The 20,074-nt window shown below is 63.7% G+C and carries 25 protein-coding genes; 23 read left to right on the top strand and 2 right to left on the bottom strand.

Annotation, left to right across the window (positions count from 1 at the left end; all coding sequences use genetic code 11):
* The first annotated feature begins 5 nt into the window (after positions 1-5).
* The 23 genes from ftsY (at position 6) to C1A13_RS08015 (ending at position 17,562) form a co-directional block, all read left to right on the top strand.
* Positions 6-938, top strand: coding sequence for a signal recognition particle-docking protein FtsY (gene ftsY, locus C1A13_RS08125; protein WP_101550897.1), 933 nt, complete (start codon positions 6-8; stop codon positions 936-938).
* Positions 938-1,528 carry an RdgB/HAM1 family non-canonical purine NTP pyrophosphatase gene (gene rdgB, locus C1A13_RS08120; RefSeq protein WP_101550895.1) on the top strand — a complete coding sequence of 197 codons (591 nt, stop codon included), beginning with the start codon at positions 938-940 and terminating at the stop codon, positions 1,526-1,528. The genes ftsY and rdgB overlap by 1 nt, the downstream gene beginning before the upstream one ends.
* An 18-nt stretch (positions 1,529-1,546) precedes the next feature.
* On the top strand, positions 1,547-1,837 hold the full coding sequence (locus tag C1A13_RS08115; protein ID WP_101550893.1) for a YhbY family RNA-binding protein: 291 nt from the start codon (positions 1,547-1,549) through the stop codon (positions 1,835-1,837).
* Positions 1,837-2,439, top strand: coding sequence for a nicotinate (nicotinamide) nucleotide adenylyltransferase (gene nadD, locus C1A13_RS08110; RefSeq protein WP_242970836.1), 603 nt, complete (start codon positions 1,837-1,839; stop codon positions 2,437-2,439). Before C1A13_RS08115 ends, nadD begins: the two co-directional genes overlap by 1 nt.
* Before the next feature lie 18 nt (positions 2,440-2,457).
* On the top strand, positions 2,458-3,024 hold the full coding sequence (yqeK, locus tag C1A13_RS08105) for a bis(5'-nucleosyl)-tetraphosphatase (symmetrical) YqeK (RefSeq protein WP_101550890.1): 567 nt from the start codon (positions 2,458-2,460) through the stop codon (positions 3,022-3,024).
* Positions 3,025-3,045: 21 nt separating this feature from the next.
* The gene (gene rsfS / locus C1A13_RS08100) at positions 3,046-3,396 is read left to right on the top strand and encodes a ribosome silencing factor (RefSeq protein ID WP_101550888.1); all 351 of its coding nucleotides are present in this window, start codon (positions 3,046-3,048) and stop codon (positions 3,394-3,396) included.
* A gap of 59 nt (positions 3,397-3,455) precedes the next feature.
* Positions 3,456-5,861, top strand: a complete 2,406-nt coding sequence (gene leuS / locus C1A13_RS08095; protein ID WP_101550886.1) for a leucine--tRNA ligase — start codon at positions 3,456-3,458, stop codon at positions 5,859-5,861.
* Positions 5,862-6,012: 151 nt separating this feature from the next.
* Entirely contained in the window at positions 6,013-6,189 is a 177-nt protein-coding gene (gene rpsU, locus C1A13_RS08090) for a 30S ribosomal protein S21 (RefSeq protein WP_101550884.1), read from the top strand.
* Between the two features lie 176 nt (positions 6,190-6,365).
* The gene (locus C1A13_RS08085) at positions 6,366-6,863 is read left to right on the top strand and encodes a YqeG family HAD IIIA-type phosphatase (RefSeq protein WP_101550882.1); all 498 of its coding nucleotides are present in this window, start codon (positions 6,366-6,368) and stop codon (positions 6,861-6,863) included.
* The gene (locus tag C1A13_RS08080; RefSeq protein ID WP_101550880.1) at positions 6,863-7,732 is read left to right on the top strand and encodes a TIM barrel protein; all 870 of its coding nucleotides are present in this window, start codon (positions 6,863-6,865) and stop codon (positions 7,730-7,732) included. The genes C1A13_RS08085 and C1A13_RS08080 overlap by 1 nt, the downstream gene beginning before the upstream one ends.
* On the top strand, positions 7,729-8,160 hold the full coding sequence (gene aroQ, locus C1A13_RS08075) for a type II 3-dehydroquinate dehydratase (protein ID WP_101550878.1): 432 nt from the start codon (positions 7,729-7,731) through the stop codon (positions 8,158-8,160). Before C1A13_RS08080 ends, aroQ (C1A13_RS08075) begins: the two co-directional genes overlap by 4 nt.
* A complete protein-coding gene (aroQ, locus tag C1A13_RS08070; RefSeq protein WP_370867112.1) occupies positions 8,157-8,588 on the top strand; it encodes a type II 3-dehydroquinate dehydratase in 432 nt (143 codons plus the stop codon). Before aroQ (C1A13_RS08075) ends, aroQ (C1A13_RS08070) begins: the two co-directional genes overlap by 4 nt.
* A gap of 12 nt (positions 8,589-8,600) precedes the next feature.
* Positions 8,601-9,674, top strand: a complete 1,074-nt coding sequence (locus tag C1A13_RS08065) for a M24 family metallopeptidase (protein ID WP_101550876.1) — start codon at positions 8,601-8,603, stop codon at positions 9,672-9,674.
* A gap of 131 nt (positions 9,675-9,805) precedes the next feature.
* Entirely contained in the window at positions 9,806-10,363 is a 558-nt protein-coding gene (gene efp, locus C1A13_RS08060; protein WP_101550874.1) for an elongation factor P, read from the top strand.
* Between the two features lie 44 nt (positions 10,364-10,407).
* On the top strand, positions 10,408-10,845 hold the full coding sequence (locus C1A13_RS08055) for a CD1247 N-terminal domain-containing protein (RefSeq protein ID WP_101550872.1): 438 nt from the start codon (positions 10,408-10,410) through the stop codon (positions 10,843-10,845).
* Positions 10,846-10,992: 147 nt separating this feature from the next.
* On the top strand, positions 10,993-12,006 hold the full coding sequence (locus tag C1A13_RS08050; protein WP_172439215.1) for an FAD:protein FMN transferase: 1,014 nt from the start codon (positions 10,993-10,995) through the stop codon (positions 12,004-12,006).
* Positions 12,003-12,509: a Gx transporter family protein gene (locus C1A13_RS08045; protein WP_242970835.1), complete on the top strand. Its 507-nt coding sequence runs from the start codon at positions 12,003-12,005 to the stop codon at positions 12,507-12,509. Before C1A13_RS08050 ends, C1A13_RS08045 begins: the two co-directional genes overlap by 4 nt.
* Positions 12,510-12,585: 76 nt before the next feature.
* Complete coding sequence (gene rsxC, locus C1A13_RS08040; protein WP_101550868.1) at positions 12,586-13,899, top strand: electron transport complex subunit RsxC; 1,314 nt, start codon at positions 12,586-12,588, stop codon at positions 13,897-13,899.
* Positions 13,900-13,970: 71 nt separating this feature from the next.
* On the top strand, positions 13,971-14,900 hold the full coding sequence (locus tag C1A13_RS08035; RefSeq protein ID WP_101553220.1) for an RnfABCDGE type electron transport complex subunit D: 930 nt from the start codon (positions 13,971-13,973) through the stop codon (positions 14,898-14,900).
* 12 nt (positions 14,901-14,912) lie between these two features.
* A complete protein-coding gene (locus C1A13_RS08030) occupies positions 14,913-15,428 on the top strand; it encodes an RnfABCDGE type electron transport complex subunit G (RefSeq protein ID WP_101550866.1) in 516 nt (171 codons plus the stop codon).
* Complete coding sequence (gene rsxE / locus C1A13_RS08025) at positions 15,429-16,145, top strand: electron transport complex subunit RsxE (protein WP_101550864.1); 717 nt, start codon at positions 15,429-15,431, stop codon at positions 16,143-16,145.
* Positions 16,142-16,738 (top strand): electron transport complex protein RnfA, encoded by a 597-nt coding sequence (locus tag C1A13_RS08020; protein ID WP_101550862.1) that lies wholly within the window; start codon positions 16,142-16,144, stop codon positions 16,736-16,738. The genes rsxE and C1A13_RS08020 overlap by 4 nt, the downstream gene beginning before the upstream one ends.
* Positions 16,739-16,752: 14 nt before the next feature.
* Positions 16,753-17,562 (top strand): RnfABCDGE type electron transport complex subunit B, encoded by an 810-nt coding sequence (locus C1A13_RS08015; RefSeq protein ID WP_242970834.1) that lies wholly within the window; start codon positions 16,753-16,755, stop codon positions 17,560-17,562.
* Positions 17,563-17,617: 55 nt separating this feature from the next.
* Here the strand turns inward: C1A13_RS08015 and glpK are convergent, their stop codons facing one another.
* Both glpK and C1A13_RS08005 read right to left on the bottom strand, forming a co-directional pair.
* Positions 17,618-19,105, bottom strand: coding sequence for a glycerol kinase GlpK (glpK, locus tag C1A13_RS08010; protein WP_101550859.1), 1,488 nt, complete (start codon positions 19,103-19,105; stop codon positions 17,618-17,620).
* 284 nt (positions 19,106-19,389) lie between these two features.
* On the bottom strand, positions 19,390-19,959 hold the full coding sequence (locus tag C1A13_RS08005) for a glycerol-3-phosphate responsive antiterminator (protein WP_242970833.1): 570 nt from the start codon (positions 19,957-19,959) through the stop codon (positions 19,390-19,392).
* Between the last annotated feature and the right edge of the window lie 115 nt (positions 19,960-20,074).

Raw genomic sequence — 20,074 nt, 5'->3', positions numbered from 1 at the left:
ACCAAATGGGATTTTTCGGAAGACTTGCGGAAGGGCTCAAAAAGACGCGGGAGTCGATGGCGCGCGCCGTCGACGAGCTGGTCAATTCCTTCACCAGGATCGACGAGGAGCTCTTTGAGGAGCTCGAGGAGACGCTCATCATGTCCGACGTGGGCGCGGTGACCGCCGCGGCCATCTGCGATGAACTGCGCGCGGAGGTCAAACGGCGGGGCGTCACCGACGCGTCGGAGGTCAAGGGCCTGCTCAAGGAGATCATCGCGGGGATGCTTGCGGGCGGGGAGGAGCTGAACCTCTCGACCAGGCCGTCGGTCATCCTCGTCATCGGCGTGAACGGGGTGGGCAAGACCACCACGATCGGCAAGCTCGCCGCCAACCTCAAGGCGGACGGCAAAAAGGTGCTGCTCGGCGCGGCGGACACCTTCCGCGCGGCGGCGATCGAACAGCTCGGCGTGTGGGCCGAACGCTCGGGGGTCGACATGATCCGGCAGTCGGAGGGCTCCGACCCGGCGGCCGTCGTCTTCGACGCGGTCACGGCGGGCAGGGCGCGCGGCGTGGACGTGGTCATCTGCGACACGGCGGGCCGCCTCCACAACAAGAAGAACCTCATGGACGAGCTGGGCAAAATCTCCCGCGTCATCCAGCGGGAAGCTCCCGGCTGCGACACCGAGGTGCTGCTCGTGCTCGACGCGACGACGGGGCAGAACGCCCTCAACCAGGCGCGCCAGTTCAAGGAGGCCGCGGGCATCACCGGCATCATCCTCACCAAGCTCGACGGCACGGCGCGCGGCGGCGTGGTCATCGGCATCAAGCAGGAATTACAGGTCCCGATCAAATATATCGGCGTGGGCGAGCAGATCGACGATCTGCGGCCCTTTAACGCGCAGGACTTTGTCGACGCCCTCTTCGGCGGGCGGGAGGAAACGGAGGAGGACGCGTGATGAAGGTGATCGCCGCGACGGGGAACATGGGCAAGCTCCGGGAATTTGCCCGCATCTTCGCGCCGCTGGGCATCGAGCCCGCCGCGCAGTCGGAGGTCTGCCCCGGCCTCTCGGTCGAGGAGACGGGGACGACCTTCGCGGAAAACGCCTTCCTCAAGGCGGACGCGGTCCATGAGCGCACCGGGCTGGCCGCCGTCGCGGACGACTCGGGGCTCTGCGTCGACGCGCTGGACGGCGCGCCGGGAGTCTACTCGGCGCGGTACGCGGGGGAGGAGACCCCCTATCCCGAAAAGATTTCCCGCCTGCTCGGGGAGCTGGAGGGGGTGCCGGAGGAGCGCCGCACGGCGCGCTTCGTGGCGCACATCTGCTACATCGGCGCGGACGGCGCCCGCATCGACGCGGAGGGGACCTGTGAAGGGAAGATCGGCTGGGAGCCGCGCGGGGACGGCGGCTTCGGGTACGACCCCATCTTCTACGTGGGGGACCGCAGCTTCGCGGAGCTCTCCGCGGAGGAGAAGGACGCGGTATCCCACCGCGGCAAGGCGCTGCGGGAACTGGCGCGCAAGCTGAACGAACATCAAAACGGATGAGATAGAGGAGAAAAGGATATGCTGACAAGCAAACAGCGGGCGAAGCTCCGCGGCATCGCGAGCACCGGGGAGACCATCCTCCAGGTGGGCAAGGGCGGCGTGGCGGAAGCGCTCGTCAAACAGGTGGACGACGCGCTGACGGCGCGCGAGCTCATCAAGCTGCGGGTGCTCGAGACGAGCCCCGCGCCGGTGCGCGAGGTCGCGCAGCAGCTCGCCGAGGCGACCGGCTCCGAGGTGGTGCAGGTCATCGGCATGAAGCTGGTGCTCTACCGCCGCAACCCTGAAAAGCCGGTCATCGACCTCGGCTGATGCGCACGGGAGTCTTCGGCGGGACCTTCAATCCCGTCCACAACGGCCACATCCACCTGGCGCGCACCTATTTTGACGCGCTCCGGCTCGACCGGATGCTGGTCATCCCCACCTGCCTGCCGCCCCACAAGCCGGGGGAGCAGCTCGCGGACGGGGCGGACCGGCTCGCGATGTGCCGCCTCGCCTTCGACGGCCTGCCCGGCTTCGAGGCGAGCGACATCGAGCTGCGGCGCGGGCAGAAAAGCTACACGGTGGACACCCTCGAGCAGCTTGCAAAGGAATACCCGGACGACGGCTTCTACCTCATCATGGGCAGCGACATGTTCCTGACGCTGACCGGGTGGCGGGAGTGGAGGCGCATCTGCGAGCTGGCGGTCATCTGCGCCGGGGCGCGGGACACCGCGCTGCGCGGCCGGCTCGCCGACTGCAAACGCTCGCTCGAGGCGCAGGGGGCGCGCTGCGAGCTGGTCGAGCTTAACCCCCTTCCGATCTCCTCGACGCTCGTGCGCGGGCGCGCGCGGGAGAAAAAACCGCTCGGCGGGCTGGTCCCGCCAAAGGTCGCCGCATACATCGACAGCCATGGGCTCTATCAGACATTGTAGGAAAGCGGGGCGTTCCTGATGGAATATGATCTGAAGAAGCTGGACAAACTTGCGAAAAAGACCCTCTCGGCCAAGCGGTACTACCACACCCAGTGCGTGGTGCAGCAGGCGCAGAAGCTTGCGCGGCTCTACGGCTGCGACGAGCAGAAGGCGATGGTGGCCGGCTGGATGCACGATATCTGCAAGGAGATGCCCAGGGAGGAGCAGTTGCAATGGCTCACAAAGTGTGGTATCATTCTTGACAGCGTGCAGGAGAGCCAGCCCAAGACGTGGCACGGCATGGCGGCGTGCGGCTTCATTTCGGAGAAGCTCGGCATCACCGACCCCGGGATCCTGCACGCCATCCGTTTTCACACGACGGCGTGCGGGCATATGACCGAGCTGGACGAGGTGGTCTATCTGGCGGATTTGACGAGTGTCGACCGCGTCTATCCCGACATCCTGCCGATGCGGAAACTCGCGGAAACCGCCCTCAAGCCCGCGATGAAGGAAGCGATGCGCTACGCGGTCAACGACCTCGTGGAGCGGTCGCTCGGAATCAGCTTTGATACGTTCCAGGCATATAATGTCTATATGGCGTACTGATTTTTTACCGGAGGTGAAGCAATGACATCGATTGAAATGGCAAAGGAGGCCGCGAGGCTCCTGTCGGAAAAAAAGGGCACGGACATCACCGCGATCGAGATCCGGGATCTGACCACGATCGGGGATTATTTTGTCATCGCGTCTGGCGGGTCCAACGCGCAGGTCAAGGCGCTTTCGGACGCGGTCGAGGAGGGGCTCTCCAAGCAGGGCTTCGAGCCGCGCCGCATCGAGGGCTACCAGTCGGCCATGTGGGTCGTGCTCGATTACTACGACGTGATCGTCCATATCTTCTATGACAAAACCCGCGAGTTCTATTCGCTCGAGCGGCTGTGGGCGGACGCCCCGCGCGTCGACCTGGGGCTTGCGGAATAAAATAAAGGAAGCCAACATCATTTGCCGCGCTGGACACGGCAAACAGGGAGTGTACAGCATTGAAGTACGATTTTGCAGCAATTGAGAAAAAATGGCAGAAGAGCTGGGAGGCGCGCAACGTCTTTGCGGCGACCGACGACTACTCCAAGCCGAAGTATTACGCGCTGGTCGAGTTCCCCTACCCGTCGGGGCAGGGGCTGCACGTCGGCCATCCGCGCTCCTACACCGCGCTGGACATCGTCGCGCGCAAGCGCCGCCTGGAGGGCTACAACGTCCTCTACCCGATGGGTTGGGACGCCTTCGGCCTGCCGACCGAAAACTACGCCATCAAGAACCACATCCACCCCGAAAAGGTGACCCACGACAACGTTCAGCGGTTCAAGTCCCAGCTCAAGAGCCTGGGGCTCAGCTTCGACTGGAACCGGGAGATCAACACCACCGATCCCGATTACTACCGGTGGACCCAGTGGATCTTCCTCCAGCTCTTCAAGAAGGGGCTCGCCTATAAGAAGGAGATGTCGGTCAACTGGTGCACCGGCTGCAAAGTCGTACTGGCGAACGAAGAGGTCGTCAACGGCGTCTGCGAGCGCTGCGGGAGCGAGGTGGTCCACAAGGTCAAGAGCCAGTGGATGCTCGGCATCACCCAGTACGCCCAGCGGCTGCTCGACGACCTCGACACGGTCGATTACATCGACCGCGTCAAGGTCTCCCAGCGCAATTGGATCGGCCGCTCGACCGGCGCGCAGGTGGATTTCGACACCACCGCGGGGGACAAGCTGACCGTCTTTACCACCCGCCCCGACACCCTGTTCGGCGCGACCTACATGGTCATTTCGCCCGAGCACCCCTACGTCGACCGGTGGGCGGACAAGATCTCCAACATGGACGCGGTGCGCGCCTACCAGGAGGAGTCGGCGAAGAAGTCCGACTTCGAGCGCACCGAGCTGGTCAAGGACAAGACGGGCGTCATGCTCGAGGGGGTCCGGGGGATCAACCCGGTCAACAACGCCGAGATCCCCATCTTCATCTCCGACTACGTCCTCATGTCCTACGGCACCGGCGCGATCATGGCCGTCCCGGCGCACGACACGCGCGACTGGGAATTCGCCAAGAAATTCGGCCTGCCCATCGTCGAGGTGGTCAAGGGCGGGAATGTAAATGAAGAAGCCTTTACAGACTGTGAGACGGGCGTGATGGTCAACTCCGGCATGCTCGACGGCCTCTCGGTCGAGGAGGCGAAGAAGAAGATCACCGCCTGGCTCGCCGAAAACGGAAAGGGCGAGCCGAAGGTGAACTTCAAGCTGCGCGACTGGGTCTTCTCCCGCCAGCGGTACTGGGGGGAGCCGATCCCGATCATCCACTGCGACCACTGCGGCTATGTCCCGCTCGACGAGAGCGAGCTGCCGCTGCGCCTGCCCGAGGTGGACAGCTACGAGCCGACCGAAAACGGCGATTCGCCGCTCGCGGCCATGGACGACTGGGTGAACGTGCCCTGCCCCAAGTGCGGCGCGCCCGCCAGGCGGGAGACCGACACGATGCCCCAGTGGGCGGGCTCGTCCTGGTACTTTCTGCGCTACTGCGACCCGCACAACGACAAGACCCTCGCCTCCAGGGAGGCGCTCGAATACTGGATGCCGGTCGACTGGTACAACGGCGGCATGGAGCACACGACGCTCCACCTGCTCTACTCCCGCTTCTGGCACAAGTTCCTCTACGACATCGGCGTGGTCCCCACGCCCGAACCGTACGCCAAGCGCACCAGCCACGGCATGATCCTTGGCGAAAACAACGAGAAGATGTCCAAGTCCCGCGGCAACGTCGTCAACCCCGACGACATCATTCGCGACTACGGCGCGGACACCCTGCGCCTCTATGAGATGTTCATCGGCGACTTCGAGAAGAGCGCGCCCTGGTCCCAGTCGTCGATCAAGGGCTGCAAGCGCTTTCTGGAGCGGGTGTTCGGGCTGCTGGACATCCTCGCGCCGGGCGGGGAGTATACCCCCGAGCTGGAAGGCGCCCTGCACAAGACGATCCGGAAGGTGTCCGAGGACATCGAGGCGATGAAGTACAACACCGCCATCGCTGCGATGATGAGCCTCCTCAACGACATCTGCGCGAAGGGCAGCGTCAACCACGCGGAGCTGCGGACCTTCATCCTGCTGCTCAACCCCTTCGCGCCGCACATGACCGAGGAGATGTGGGAGCGCGCCGGGTTCGGCGGGACGGTCACCGACCAGAAGTGGCCCGTCTTTGATCCCGAAAAATGCAGGGACGCGCAGGTCGAGATCGCCGCGCAGGTGTGCGGCAAGATCAAGGCGCGCGTCATGGTGGACGCGGACGCCCCGGACGCCGAGCTGCTCGCCGCCGTCAAGGCCCGCCCCGAGGTCCAGGCGGCGCTGGAGGGCAAGACGATCGTCAAGGAGATCGTCGTCAAGGGCAAGCTCGTCAACATCGTCGCCCGGTAAAAGCCCGTATTCATGCGGTCCGGCGGCTTTGCGCCGAAAGGCGGGGCAAACTGCTTGACAAAACAGGCGTTTCCATAGTATAATAAATTTTGTTATCCACATCTTTGCGGGTATCAACTCCTGCCGGACGGCGTGGGGAGGGAATAGGTAAATGTCAGAAATCAGAGTCAAGGACAATGAGTCTTTGGACAGCGCGCTGCGGCGCTTCAAACGTTCTTGCGCCCGCTCCGGCGTTCTCGCCGAGGTCCGCAAGAGAGAGCACTACGAAAAGCCTTCTGTCAAGCGCAAGAAGAAATCTGAGGCGGCTCGTAAGCGTAAATTCAAATAATCATCCATAAACGGGCGGGGAATATCCCCGCCCGTTTTGCACATTTTTTTGCCGTCCGGCGGGCGCCGAGGTTGTAAATCGGGGCGCTTTGCGGTACAATATCCGGGTACGGGCGGCGTTTGCGCCCGCGCCCCGCCCCCGCGGCGGGGATTCTTCAGGAAACGGGGGGACCGGATATGGCGGTCTTTCAGCCCGACTACCGGTTCCGGCGTGCGTGGGACATCCCGCCGGAGTGGCTGCGGGACAAGGGGATCACGGTGCTGCTGCTCGACGTGGACAACACCCTGACCACCCACGACAATCCCGACGTGGCGGACGGCGTGCACGGCTGGCTCGCAAGGATGCGGGCGGCGGGCGTCCGCCTCTTCATCCTCTCCAACAACCATCCGGACCGGGTGGAGCCGTTCGCCGAAAAGCTCGGCGTGGGCTGCATCGCGGACGCGGCGAAACCCCTCGGGGGCGGCGTGCGCCGCGCGCGGGAACAACTCGGGGCGGGCGCGCGGGAGATCGCGATCGTCGGCGACCAGGTTTTTACCGACGTGCTCTGCGCCAACCTCGCGGGCGCGGTGTCGATTCTGGTGGAGCCGATCGAGCTGGAGCCTTTCCCGTTTTTTAAGCTGAAGCGCAGATTGGAAAAGCTCGTCCTGCGCGGCGGGCGGAAGGGAACGCACTGATGGCGAAGATCCGGTTCGGCCCGGCGGGGAACTCGCGGAGTTTCACCGAGATGGGCTATAAAAAGAATACCGACCTGCCCGAATACCTCGAAAAGATGGGGCTCGACGCGTTCGAGTACCAGTGCGGGCGGGGGGTCAAGATTTCCGAGGCGAACTGCCGCCAGCTCGGGGAGTTGTGCGCGGCGAAGGACATCCAGCTGAGCCTGCACGCGCCCTATTACATCTCGATGTCGAGCGTGGAGGAGGAAAAACGCCTCAAGAGCGTCGACTACGTCCTCCAGTCGGCCCGCGCGGTCGGCGCGATGGGCGGGGACCGCATCGTGATCCACACCGGCTCCTGCGGCAAGATCAGCCGGGAGACGGCGCTCGAGCTCGCGTGCGACACGATGAAAAAGTGCATCGCGGCGCTCGACGCGGAGGGGCTTTCCCACATCCGCATGTGCCCCGAGACGATGGGGAAGCTCAACCAGCTCGGCACCCTTACGGAGGTGCTCGCGCTCTGTAAGCTCGACGACCGCATCCTTCCCTGCATCGACTTCGGGCACCTCAACGCGCGCACCTACGGCGGCGTCGACGGCCCCGAAGCCTACGCGAAGATCTTCGACGAGATGGAAAACGCGATCGGTATCGACCGGGCGCGGCTTTTCCACTCCCACTTCAGCAAGATCGCCTACACCGTTCCCGGCGGAGAGAAGGTCCATCTGACCTTTGAGGATACCGAGTTCGGCCCGGATTTTGAGCCGCTGGCCGAACTGGTCGCAAAGAAAAACGGCACCCCCACCTTCATCTGCGAGTCCGCGGGCACGCAGGCGGAGGACGCGGGGACGATGAAACGGATGTATCTGACAGCGAAAGGCGGACAGTCATGAAAAAGATTCTGGTCATCCACGGACCGAACCTCAACCTGGTGGGCGTGCGGGAGCCGGGTGTCTACGGGACCGAGGGGATCGACGACATCAACCGGCAGATCGTGGCGCACGCCGAGGCGAAGGGCCTTGTGTGCGACGTGTTCCAGTCCAACCACGAGGGCGCCATCATCGACAGGCTCCACGCGGCGCGCACCGAATACGACGGCGTGGTGCTCAACGCGGGCGCCTACACCCACTACAGCATCGCCATCCGGGACGCGATCGCCGCGATCCGCATCCCGGTGGTGGAGGTGCACCTCTCCAACGTGCACGCGCGCGAGGAGTTCCGGCACAAGTCGGTCATCGCGCCCGTCTGCGCGGGCGGGATCTTCGGCTTCGGCAAGCAGGGCTACCTGCTGGCGGTCGACGCGCTGGAGGCGATGCAGTGAAGCGGATGCTGGTCATGCACGGCCCCAACCTCAACCTCACGGGGGTGCGGGAGCCGGGCGTTTACGGAACCGAGACGCTGGAGGATATCAACCGGCGGATCGCGGCCCACGCCGAAAAGCGGGGGTACGCGTGCGACTTTTTCCAGTCCAACCACGAGGGGGAGCTGCTCGACAGGCTCCACGCGGCGCGCGGAGCCTATGACGGCGTTGCGTTCAACGCGGGGGACTACACCTTCACGAGCATCGCCCTGCGGGACGCGATCGCGGCGGTCGGCATTCCGGTGGTGGAGGTCCACCTCTCCAACGTCTACGCGCGCGAGGAGTTCCGGCACCATTCGGTGCTCGCGCCCGTCTGCGCGGGAGGCGTTTACGGGTTTGGCAGGCAAAGCTACCTGCTGGCGCTCGACGCGCTGGCGGCAATGAAATAGGAGGAGACATCCATGCAAAACAGAATTGAACGGCTGCTCGGGCTGCTTCCCGAAGGGATCGACGCGGTGCTGGTCGCCTCGCAGGTGGGGCGGCAGTACTTCACCGGCATGCACTCGACCGCGGGCACCCTCTTCGCGGTGAAGAACGCGGGCGCGACCTTTGTGATCGACTTCCGCTACATCGAAAAGGCGCGCGCGGTCGTGCGCGGCGCCGAGGTGGTTTTACAGGATAAGCTCTATGAGCAGATCGGGGAGCTGGCCAAACGCCACGGCGTCAGGCGCGTCGCGGTCGAGAGCGAATACATGACCCTGTCGGAGTTCACCGCCTGGAAGGAAAAGGTCCCGGGCGTGGAATTCGTGATGAACGGGAAGGTGAACGACGTCATCCGCCGCATGCGGATGATCAAATCGCCCGACGAGCTCGACGCGATCCGCGCTGCCCAGAAGGTGACCGACGAGGCGTTTTCCCACATCTGCGGCTACATCAGGCCGGGCCTCACCGACCGGGAGATCGCGGGCGAGCTGCTCGACTACGCCTTCCGCCACGGCTCGGAGGGCCCCTCCTTCGACTATATCGTCGTGTCGGGCAGGAACTCCTCGATGCCGCACGGCGTGCCGACCGACAAGGTGGTCGCGCGCGGCGACTTTATCACGATGGACTTCGGCTGCCTCGTGGACGGCTACTGCTCCGACATGACCCGCACCGTTGCGGTGGGGGAGGTCACCGACGAGCAGCGGATGATCTACGACACGGTGCTGCGCGCCCAGCTCGCCGCGATCGCGGCCGTCAAGCCGGGGGGAATTTGCCATGTGGTGGACGCCGCCGCGCGGGACATCATCACGGACGCGGGCTACGGCGCCTGCTTCGGCCATACGACCGGCCACTCGCTCGGGCTGGAAATCCATGAGAACCCGCGCTTCGGCAAGGGGGACGAGACGGTGTGCGAGCCGGGCATGGTCATGACGGCGGAGCCGGGCATCTACCTCGAGGGACGGTTCGGCGTGCGCATCGAAGATATGGTGCTTGTCACAAAGGACGGCTGCGAGGACCTCACACATTCCGACAAGTCGCTGATCATCCTATAATTCTCTGCGAATAGGGCTTGCAAAATGAGTGATTATAATATAGAATTAGAGTGTTAATCTGGATGGTACCGATCTGACCGTGCTTAGGACGGGAAAGAGACAGACGTATCAGAATATTTGGAGGGTAACATATGATTTCTGCCGGCGATTTTAGAAATGGCGTGACCTTTGAGATGGACGGCAACGTGGTCCAGATCATTGAGTTCCAGCACGTCAAGCCCGGAAAGGGCGCGGCGTTCGTCCGCACCAAGATCAGGAACGTGATTTCCGGTTCGGTCACTGAGAAGACCTTCAACCCGACCGATAAGTTCCCGACCGCCTACGTGGAGAGGAAGGACATGCAGTACCTCTACAGCGACGGCGACCTTTACTATTTCATGGACAACGAGACCTACGAGAACATCCCGATCTCCAAGGACGTGCTGGGCGACAACTTCAAGTTCGTCAAGGAGAACATGGACTGCAAGGTGCTCTCCTACAAGGGCAAGGTCTTCGGCGTCGAGCCGCCCTTCTTCATCGAGCTCGAAGTCACCCAGACCGATCCGGGCTTCAAGGGTGACACCGCCACCAACGCGACCAAGCCCGCGGTGCTCGAGACGGGCGCCGAGATCCGCGTCCCGCTCTTCATCAACGAGGGCGACCACATCAAGGTCGACACCCGCACCGGGGAGTATATGGAGCGCGCGTAACCTGCTGAACCACATGATTCTATGATTTTTAAGGAGGCGTTACCATGACGATTACTGAACGGGCCGCTTATATCAAAGGCCTGGCCGAGGGCCTCGGCATCGACGAGAGCACCAAGGAGGGCAAGGTCATCAAGGCCCTGATCGACGCGTTTGACGATATGGCGCTCACCGTGTCCGACCTCGAGGCGGAGCTCGACGAGCTCACCGAGCAGGTCGAGACGATCGACGAGGACCTCGGTTCTCTCGAAGAGGACTACTACGACCTCGACGACGAGTGCGACTGCGACGAGTGCGGCGCGGAGGACTTTGAGGACGGCGACATCTATGAGGTCTGCTGCCCGACCTGCGGCGACATCGTCTGCATCGATTCCGACATGCTGGAAGAGGGACAGACCACCTGCCCGAACTGCGGCGAGCTGCTGGAGTTCGACCTTGAGGACGACGGGGAAGAGACCGAAGACTCCGACAACGAAGACAAATAAAGGATTTCCCGAACGGATTCCGTCGGAAGACACCCCGCCTCCCGCGGGGTGTTTTCACTGTTGACGATTTTTTGTCAATCTGTGCAGGATTTTCGACCGAAAAGATACCAGCCGAGAGGATTTATGCCATTGTCGAGGGGAATGCGGATGACCGCGCTTCTCATCGGACTCCTGCTGCTCGCCGGCTGCGGCGGGCGGGAGGCTCCGGTGACGGGCACGTCGTTTCTCATGGATACCATCGTGGAATACAAGCTCTACGGGAAGAACGCCCAGGCGGCCAGGGACGCGATCGAGGCGGAGCTCGCGGGGATCGAGTCGCGCATGTCGATGTACCTGCCCGATTCGGAGGTCGCGCGGCTCAACGAAAACGCGGGGAGGGGGTACGCCCCCCTCTCGGAGGACACCTACGGGCTGCTCTCCCGCTGCGCGGCGTTCGGGGAGGCGTCGGGCGGCGCGTTCGACGTGACCATCGCCCCGCTCACCGCCGAATGGGGGGTCACCTCAGGCCATCCGCAGGTGCCCTCCGACGCGCGCATCGATGAGCTGCGCACCCTCGTCGGATACCGGGACATCCTCCTTGACCCCGCGGACCGGTCGGCCATGCTGCGCCGCGAGGGGCAGGCGGTCGACGTCGGCGGCGTGGCCAAGGGTTACGCCTGCGACGCGGCGCGCAGGGTCGCGCGGGAATACGGCGTCGACTCGGGCTACATTTCCATCGGCGGCAACATCATGGCGATGGGGGCGAAGCCGGACGGGGAGCCCCTGAAATTCGGGGTGCGCGACCCGCGCGGCGGCGGGAACGACTACATCGCGGTGGTGACGCTGTCCGATACGACGATGGCGACCTCGGGCGACTACGAACGTTATTTCGAGCGGGACGGGGTGCGCTACCACCACATCCTCGACCCCGCGACCGGCCGCCCGGCCGACACCGGGCTGATGTCCGTGTCGGTCGTCTCTCCCGACGGGGCGCTTGCCGACAGTATGTCGACCTGGCTGTTCATCAAGGGCAGGGACTACGTCCTGGAGAACCTCAACGCGCTCGGCTGCGGGCTGGTCGTCATCGACCGGGAGCGCAACGTCTACGTGTCCAACGACCTTCTGGACCGGTTCACCCCCGCCGACCCGGGCGGGAGCTACCACTTCGAGGTGCCGTCATGAAACGGATGAAATACCGCGCGTCCAAGGTCGCCTTTTTGGGGCTGCTCTTCGCGCTGTCGGTCGTGCTGAGCCTCGTGGAATCGTCGCTCGCTCCGATGGTGCCGGTCCCCGGCATCAAGCTGGGACTCAGCAACATCGTGACGATGTACTGCCTTTTCTGCCTCGGCTGGCGGGAGGCGTACTCGCTGGCGGCGCTCAAAAGCCTGTTCGTGCTGCTGACGCGCGGGCCGGTCGGCGCGGCGATGAGCTTCGCCGGGGGGCTGGTGTCGGTGACGGCGATGCTCCTGCTGCGCGCGCTGCCCAAAAAGCCGAGCGAGCTTTTCACAAGCATCTGCGGCGGGCTCATGCATAACGCCGGACAGCTTGTGATGGCGGTGCTGCTATTAAACGGCGCGGTGCTCTATTACTTTCCGGTGCTCGCGCTGGGGGGCGTCGCGATGGGCGCGCTCACGGGGCTGCTCCTGCGGCTGCTCAGGCCGCATTTCAACCGAATCTTCTTTTGACGCCCCGCCCGGAGGCGGGACGCCGGATGATGATACTGCAACTCCCACCATAAAACTCAGAGGAGGAAATGGTAACATGAGTGTTTTGCAAAAGACACTGAAGGGCGCCAAGGTGGCGCACTTCAAGAACACGGAAAATTGCGAAAGCACCCCTATGCCGCTGCCGAAAGAAGTCTGTATTTCGATGTCGCAGCATATGGGCCCGCCCTGCAATCCCCTGGTCAAGAAGGGGGACGCCGTCAAGGTCGGGACGATGATCGGGGACAGCGAGGCTTTTTTGAGCGCGCCGATCCATTCGAGCGTCTCGGGGACGGTCTCGGCGGTCGAGGAGATCGTGACGGCCACCGGCTCCCGGTGCCAGGTCGTGATCATCCAGACCGATGGGGAGCAGGCGGTCGATGAACATATAAAGCCTCCCGAAATCGAAAACCACCCGGAATTCGTCAAGGCGATCCGGGCCTCCGGGCTGGTGGGGCTCGGCGGCGCGGGCTTCCCGACGCACATCAAGATGAACCCCAAAAACCTCTCGGAGGTGGACACGCTGGTGGTCAACGCCGCCGAGTGCGAGCCCTACATCACCTCCGACTACCGCACGATCATCGAGCGTCCGCAGGACATCCTCGACGGCATCGCGGCGATCAAAAAATACGTCGGCATCACCCAGGTCAAGATCGCGGTGGAGAACAACAAGCCCCAGGCGATCGAGATGCTGCGCCGCCTCACCGGGGACGACCCGTCGATCGAGGTGTGCAGCCTGAAAGCGATCTACCCCAAGGGCGCGGAAAAGGTCACCGCCTATGAGACGACCGGCCGCGTCATCAAGGAGGGGATGCTCCCGGCGGACGTGGGCGTCATCGTCGAAAACGTGACGACCACAGCGTTCATCGGCCAGTACCTGCGCACCGGCATGCCGCTCGTCACCAAGACGCTCACGGTCGACGGCGGCGCGGTCGCGGAGCCGAAGAACGTCGTCGCCCCCATCGGCGCGCACTTTTCCGACGTGATCGACTTCTGCGGCGGCTATAAATGCACGCCCAAGAAGCTCATCATGGGCGGCCCGATGATGGGCACGCTCGTCTTCGACGATACATATCCCGTCCTGAAGAACAACAACGCCCTGCTCGCGTTCGACGAGAGCCAGACGGCGGTCTATGAGGAGCAGCCCTGCATCCGCTGCGGCCGGTGCATCCAGGCCTGCCCCTACCACCTGATGCCCCGTATGATCGAAAAGGCCTATGAATCGGACAACATCCCGATGCTCCAGAAGCTGAAGGTTTCTCTCTGCATGGAGTGCGGCTGCTGTTCGTTTGTCTGTCCGGCGAAGCGCAATCTGACCTTTACCAACAAAATGGCAAAGCAGAAGCTCCGGGCCGCGACGGCGAAGAAATAGGATAGGAGGGATTTGTTGTGGCTGTGAATACAGTGGAAACCCAGGCCCCGGCGGAGGAAAAGGCAAAGCTCATGATCACCCCCTCCCCGCACTTCCGGGACGATATCAATACCCGCAAGATCATGCTGACCGTCGCGACGGCGCTGCTGCCCGCGCTGGTCATGTCGATCTTTTACTTTGGGATCCGCGCGCTGCTGCTGACGGCGGTCTGCGTCGTCTCCTGCGTGGTGTTTGAATACCTCTTCGCGAAGGTCACCAAAAAGCCCGTGACGATCAGCGATTGCAGCGCGGTGGTCACCGGAATCATCCTCGCCTTCAACGTCCCCGTCACGCTGCCCTTCTGGATGGCGGTGTTCGGGTCGTTCATCGCGATCGTCGTGGTCAAATGCCTCTTCGGCGGCATCGGCTGCAACTTCGCCAACCCCGCCGCGACCGCGCGCATCTTCCTGCTCGTGTCGTTCGGCAACCAGATGACCCACTGGATCGCCCCGCACGCCGCGATCGACGCGGTCGCGACCGCGACCCCGCTCAAGCTGATTTCCGCCGGGCAGACCGACCAGCTCCCGTCGCTGTGGAACATGCTGATCGGCAACCGCGGCGGCTCCCTCGGCGAGACCTGCGCGCTCGCGCTCATCGTGGGCGGGCTCTACCTCATCTGGAACGGCGTCATCGGCTGGCAGATCCCCGTCACGCTGATCGGCAGCGTCTTCGTCTTCGCGCTGCTCTTCGGCCAGGACCCCTTCTACGCCGTGCTTTCGGGCGGCGTGATGATCGGCGCCTTCTTCATGGCGACCGACTACTCGACCAGCCCGGTCACCACCAAGGGCAAGGTGATCTTCGCAATCGGCATCGGCTTTATCACGATGGTGATCCGCGTCTTCTGCAACTATCCGGAGGGCATGTCCTTCGCCATCCTGCTGATGAACATCCTCGTCCCGCACATCGACAGCCTCACGATCACCAAACCGTTCGGCGCTGTCTTTGAGCAGAAAAAACAGTAGGGGGGCGCGAACATGAAAGAACTTTTGAAACCGGTCGTCGTACTGACCGTGATCTGCGTCGTGGCCTCCGCGCTGCTGGGGCTCACTTACGACAAGACCGCCCCGCTCATCGCGCAGGCGGAGAAAGAGGCCTCCGACGCCGCCATGCAGGCGGTGGTCCCAGGCTCCACCACCTTTACCGAGCTGGCCCTGGAGGGGATGGAAAACGTCCTCATCGCCGCGAAGGACGACAGCGGCAACGGCTACGCCTTCAAGGTTAAGGACAAGGGCTTCGGCGGCGTGTACAACGTCATGGTCGGCATCGGCAACGACGGCAGGATCACCGGCGTGAAGCTGCTCGACAACTCCGAGACGCCGGGACTCGGCTCCAAGACGGGGGCGGACGCCTTCACCGGCCAGTTCCCGGGCAAGGACAAAAGCCTTGAGGGCGTCGACGCCGTCACGGGCGCGACGATCTCCTCCAAGGCATTTTTCCGGTGCGTCGACACCGCCTATCAGGCGTATGAAGCAGTAGGGGAGGGCGCTTAAATGAGCAATCCGAACAAACCCAGCAACTGGAGGGTCCTGACGAACGGCATTCTCAAGGAGAACCCGACCCTGGTTCTCATCCTCGGCACCTGTCCGACGCTCGCCGTCACGACGATGGCGGTCAACGGCATCGGCATGGGCATCGCGGCGACGGTGGTGCTCATCTGCTCCAACATCGTCATCTCGTTGCTCAAGAACATCATCCCCGACAAGGTGCGCATCCCCTGCTACATCGTGGTCATCGCGAGCTTTGTCACCCTCGTGCAGTTCATCGTCAAGGCGTACGCGCCCGATCTCGACAAGGCGCTGGGCGTCTACCTGCCGCTCATCGTCGTCAACTGCATCATCCTCGGCCGCGCCGAGATGTTCGCCAACAAGAACACCGTTCTCGCCTCCGCCTGCGACGGCATCGGCATGGGCATCGGGTTTACGCTGGCGCTCTTCGCGATGGGTTCCATCCGCGAAATCCTCGGCAACGGCACCTGGATGTCGGGCGCCGAGTGGCTCGGCATCCAGAACGGCGTCTCGCTGCACTGGGATAACCCGATCATCGTCTTCCTGCTCGCGCCGGGCGGCTTCCTGGTCTTCGGCGCGCTCATCGCGCTGGTCAACCACCTGACCCACGGCAAGGCGATCAAAAAGAAGGAGTTCGGCTGTGCCGGCTGCCCGTCCGCGGCCGCCTGCGCGGCGGTCCGGAAAGGAGGTGCTGACGAATGAAGGAATACCTGATCATTTTAGTCGGCGCCGTACTCGTCAACAACTACGTGCTCGCGAAGTTTTTGGGCATCTGCCCCTTCCTCGGCGTCAGCAAAAAGCTCGACTCCGCGTTCGGCATGAGCGTCGCGGTCATCTTCGTCATGGCGCTCGCCACGGCGGTCACCTGGCCGATCTATACCTACATCCTCGTGCCGAAGGGGCTCTCCTACCTGCAGACGATCGTCTTCATCCTGATCATCGCGGCGCTCGTGCAGTTCGTCGAGATCGCGCTTAAAAAGTATATTCCCGCGCTCCACAAGGCGCTGGGCATCTACCTGCCGCTCATCACGACCAACTGCGCCGTGCTCGGCGTGACCATCCTCAACCTCGACGAGGGGTATACCTTCGGCCAGTCGCTGGTCAACGCGGTCGGTTCCGGCCTGGGCTTCCTGCTCGCCATGGTGCTCTTCTCGGGCGTGCGTTCCCGCGTGGACGCCGCGGCCGGCAGCACGCCCAAGGCGTTCCAGGGAATCCCGATCACACTGGTCGCGGCGGCGATCTGCTCGGTGAGCTTTATGGGCTTCAGCGGCATCGTCGACGGCCTGTTTAAATAATGGGGGTGGGCTCTATGTTATTTCCGGTAATTATCGTCGGCGGGATCGGGCTGCTGTCCTCGATCATCCTCGTCGTCGCCGCAAAGGTGATGGCGCTTCCCGCGGACGAACTGTTCGATAAGGTGCGCGCCGAGCTTCCGGGCGCCAACTGCGGCGCGTGCGGCTACGCCGGCTGCGACGACTACGCCAAGGCGGTCGCGCACGACGGCGCCAAAACCAACCTCTGCGTGCCGGGCGGCGACGCGGTCGGCCACAAGCTCAGCGAGGCGATGGGCGTCGCCTTCGAGGACGTGGAGGAGCAGTACGCCGTGGTGCGCTGCTCGGGCAACTGCTACGCCACCGACAGCATCATGGACTACGAGGGCAAGCAGAGCTGCGCGGCCTGCAACTTCTTCTACCAGGGCAAGGGAAGCTGCTCCCACGGCTGCCTCGGCTACGGCGACTGCATCGCGGCCTGCCAGTACGGCGCGATCTCGATCGTGGACGGCATCGCCGTCATCGACAAGGCGGTCTGCGTGGGCTGCGGCATGTGCGCCAAGGCCTGCCCCAACCACCTGATCACGGTCATCCCGGCCACGAGCACCGTCTATGTCGGCTGCTCGTCCCACGACAAGGGCGCCTTCACCCGCAAGGTGTGCAAGAACGGCTGCATCGGCTGCAAGAAGTGCGAAAAGACCTGCGAGAACGGCGCGATCACCGTCACCGACAATCTCGCTTCGATCGACCCGCGCAAGTGCACCAGCTGCGGCGCCTGCGTGACCGCCTGCCCGACGGGCGCGATCGTCACCTGCGCCTCCCGCTGCGAAGCGATCGTCGGCGAATAAACAGACGAAAGGCCGCCGCGTTCAATGAACGCGGCGGCCTTTTTCCGTATGATTTTCAGTGCTCCGCCCAGTCGAGGCTGCGGCCGACGGCTTTCCGCCAGCCGGAAAGCAGCCTTTGACGGGCGGGCTCCTCCATGTCGGGGTCGAAGCGGACGTCGCAGCTCCACAGCTTTTTGAGCTCGTCCAGGTCCTTCCACACGCCGGTGGCGAGCCCCGCCAGGTAGGCCGCGCCGAGCGCGGTCGTCTCGCGGATCATCGGCCGGCACACCCGCTTACCGAGGATGTCCGCCTGGAACTGCATGAGGAAGCGGTCGCGGGAGGCCCCGCCGTCGACGTTGAGCTCGGCGAGGGCGATGCCGGTGTCCCGCTCCATCGCCTTGACGAGGTCGTAGCTCTGGTAGGCGATCGACTCCTGCGCCGCGCGGATGATGTGCTCCCGCCTGGTGCCGCGGGTGAGGCCCACGATGCAGCCGCGCGCGTACATATCCCAGTGGGGCGCGCCCAGTCCGGTGAAGGCGGGGACGAGGTAGACCCCGCCGGTGTCGGGCACCTTCCGCGCGTAGTACTCGGCGTCGCGGCTCTCGTTGATGAAGCGCATCTCGTCGCGGATCCACTGGATGACCGCGCCGCCCACGAAGACGCTGCCCTCCAGCGCGTACTGCACCTTTCCGTTCAGGCCGATGGCGATCGTGGTGAGCAGGCCGTTTTCGCTGACGCAGGGGGTCCCGCCCGTGTTCATGAGCAGGAAACAGCCGGTGCCGTAGGTGTTCTTCGCCTCGCCGGGCGCGAAGCAGCACTGGCCGAAGAGCGCGGCCTGCTGGTCGCCCGCGATGCCCGCGATCGGGATCCGCACCCCCTGGACCGCGGCATAGCCGTAGATTTCGCTGCACCCGCGCACCTCGGGCAGCATGGCGCGGGGGATGTCGAGCGCGTCGAGCAGCTTTCGGTCCCAGTCGAGGGTCCTGATGTTATAGATCATCGTGCGGGAGGCGTTGGTGTAGTCGGTGACGTGCACAGCGCCCCCGGTCAGCTTCCAGATGAGCCAGCTGTCCACCGTGCCAAAGAGGATTTCCCCCCGTTCGGCGCGTTCCCGCGCACCCTCGACGTGGTCGAGGATCCATTTGATCTTGGTGCCCGAGAAATAGGCGTCGGGCACCAGCCCGGTGGCCTCCCGGATGTAGCCGGAAAGCCCGCGCGCGTCTAGGTCGTCGATGATGTCCGCAGTGCGGCGGCACTGCCAGACGATCGCATTGTAGACCGGACGGCCAGTGGATTTATCCCACAGGATGGTCGTCTCCCGCTGGTTGGTGATTCCGATGGCGGAAATTTCCCCGGCGTCCACGCCGCTCTGGGCGATGACCTCCATCATCACCGCGTACTGGGAGGAGTAGATCTCCATCGGGTCGTGCTCGACCCAGCCCTCCTTCGGATAGAACTGCGTGAACTCCTTCTGCGCCATGCCGACGATGTTCTGCTCCCGGTCGAAGAGGATCGCCCGCGAGCTCGTCGTCCCCTGGTCAAGCGCCAGCACATAGTTTCCCATTTTTGCCTCTCCTCTCACAGGCCGCGCGCGGCGATGAAGCGCGCCCGTCCCGCACACATATTCCACGGCCGCTCTGGGCGGGCGCGTGGAGGGTGACCGCGTCAAGGGGCTTCGCCGGTCTGGTCAGTTCCATTCTACCAGATTTTTCATCTCGTGGACAACCCTTACAGCCGACCCGGAAGGCGCTTGTTCCGTTCACAGCCGGCGCATGAACATAAAAGCGGGCCATAAAAGGGCCGAAGGCCCTTTTATGGCCCGCTCCCGGTCTCTCGGCAGTTGTCCGGTCACAATAACCAGACTTCGGGATTGGAGGAGGAGACCGCCACCGCCCCCGCACCCAGCGCGTTGAGCACGTCCTCCTTGTCGGAGATGAGTCCTCCCGCGATCATCGGCTTGCGGACGATCGCCGCGAGCCTGCGGATGACCTTGGGCATGGCGCCGGGCAGGATTTCCACCGCGTCCGCCGCCTCGAACGAGAGGTGCTTTTCAATGTTGACCAGCGCGATCGAATCGAGCATAAAGAACCGCTGCACCGCGAGCATCCCGCGCGCCTTTGCGCGCCGGACAAGGTTGGAGCGAGTGGAGATGATCCCGTCCGCCCGCGTGCTCTCCGCGATGAAATCCACGGCGACGTCCCGCGCGGCCAGCCCGTCGATCAGGTCGATATGCACCATCGCGAGCTTGCCCGCCTCATGCACACGGGAGACGACCTCCTTGACGCCCAGCAGGTTGCCGCTCAGCACGAAGACGATCTGGCAGTCGCTGTCCATGCTGCGGGAGAGCCCCGTCGCGTCCTTAACGGCCGCGATGACCGGGTTCTCCTGCAAAAGTTCCACAAACGCTTCATGCCTCACCCACATAGCCTCCCGTCTTCAGTAAAGCATACCTGCAAAAGGAGGTTTTGTCAATCCTCCACCCGGGGACCCGTCCCCGGGTGGAGGACATGTCCGCCCGGCGGCTTTGACCGGA

Source organism: Anaerotruncus massiliensis (ex Togo et al. 2026), assembly GCF_900199635.1.
Classification (GTDB): Bacteria; Bacillota; Clostridia; order Oscillospirales; family Ruminococcaceae; genus Anaerotruncus; species Anaerotruncus massiliensis.
This window is presented reverse-complemented; position numbering and strand designations above follow the sequence as displayed.

Excerpts from the sequence above, each read along its gene's own strand:
- ftsY (WP_101550897.1), top strand. The coding sequence starts at position 6 with ATGGGATTTTTCGGAAGACTTGCGGAAGGGCTCAAAAAGACGCGGGAG.
- rdgB (WP_101550895.1), top strand. The coding sequence starts at position 938 with ATGAAGGTGATCGCCGCGACGGGGAACATGGGCAAGCTCCGGGAATTT.
- C1A13_RS08115 (WP_101550893.1), top strand. The coding sequence starts at position 1,547 with ATGCTGACAAGCAAACAGCGGGCGAAGCTCCGCGGCATCGCGAGCACC.
- nadD (WP_242970836.1), top strand. The coding sequence starts at position 1,837 with ATGCGCACGGGAGTCTTCGGCGGGACCTTCAATCCCGTCCACAACGGC.
- yqeK (WP_101550890.1), top strand. The coding sequence starts at position 2,458 with ATGGAATATGATCTGAAGAAGCTGGACAAACTTGCGAAAAAGACCCTC.
- rsfS (WP_101550888.1), top strand. The coding sequence starts at position 3,046 with ATGACATCGATTGAAATGGCAAAGGAGGCCGCGAGGCTCCTGTCGGAA.
- rpsU (WP_101550884.1), top strand. The coding sequence starts at position 6,013 with ATGTCAGAAATCAGAGTCAAGGACAATGAGTCTTTGGACAGCGCGCTG.
- C1A13_RS08085 (WP_101550882.1), top strand. The coding sequence starts at position 6,366 with ATGGCGGTCTTTCAGCCCGACTACCGGTTCCGGCGTGCGTGGGACATC.
- C1A13_RS08080 (WP_101550880.1), top strand. The coding sequence starts at position 6,863 with ATGGCGAAGATCCGGTTCGGCCCGGCGGGGAACTCGCGGAGTTTCACC.
- aroQ (WP_101550878.1), top strand. The coding sequence starts at position 7,729 with ATGAAAAAGATTCTGGTCATCCACGGACCGAACCTCAACCTGGTGGGC.
- C1A13_RS08065 (WP_101550876.1), top strand. The coding sequence starts at position 8,601 with ATGCAAAACAGAATTGAACGGCTGCTCGGGCTGCTTCCCGAAGGGATC.
- efp (WP_101550874.1), top strand. The coding sequence starts at position 9,806 with ATGATTTCTGCCGGCGATTTTAGAAATGGCGTGACCTTTGAGATGGAC.
- C1A13_RS08055 (WP_101550872.1), top strand. The coding sequence starts at position 10,408 with ATGACGATTACTGAACGGGCCGCTTATATCAAAGGCCTGGCCGAGGGC.
- C1A13_RS08050 (WP_172439215.1), top strand. The coding sequence starts at position 10,993 with ATGACCGCGCTTCTCATCGGACTCCTGCTGCTCGCCGGCTGCGGCGGG.
- C1A13_RS08045 (WP_242970835.1), top strand. The coding sequence starts at position 12,003 with ATGAAACGGATGAAATACCGCGCGTCCAAGGTCGCCTTTTTGGGGCTG.
- rsxC (WP_101550868.1), top strand. The coding sequence starts at position 12,586 with ATGAGTGTTTTGCAAAAGACACTGAAGGGCGCCAAGGTGGCGCACTTC.
- C1A13_RS08035 (WP_101553220.1), top strand. The coding sequence starts at position 13,971 with ATGATCACCCCCTCCCCGCACTTCCGGGACGATATCAATACCCGCAAG.
- C1A13_RS08030 (WP_101550866.1), top strand. The coding sequence starts at position 14,913 with ATGAAAGAACTTTTGAAACCGGTCGTCGTACTGACCGTGATCTGCGTC.
- rsxE (WP_101550864.1), top strand. The coding sequence starts at position 15,429 with ATGAGCAATCCGAACAAACCCAGCAACTGGAGGGTCCTGACGAACGGC.
- C1A13_RS08020 (WP_101550862.1), top strand. The coding sequence starts at position 16,142 with ATGAAGGAATACCTGATCATTTTAGTCGGCGCCGTACTCGTCAACAAC.
- C1A13_RS08015 (WP_242970834.1), top strand. The coding sequence starts at position 16,753 with ATGTTATTTCCGGTAATTATCGTCGGCGGGATCGGGCTGCTGTCCTCG.
- glpK (WP_101550859.1), bottom strand. The coding sequence starts at position 19,105 with ATGGGAAACTATGTGCTGGCGCTTGACCAGGGGACGACGAGCTCGCGG.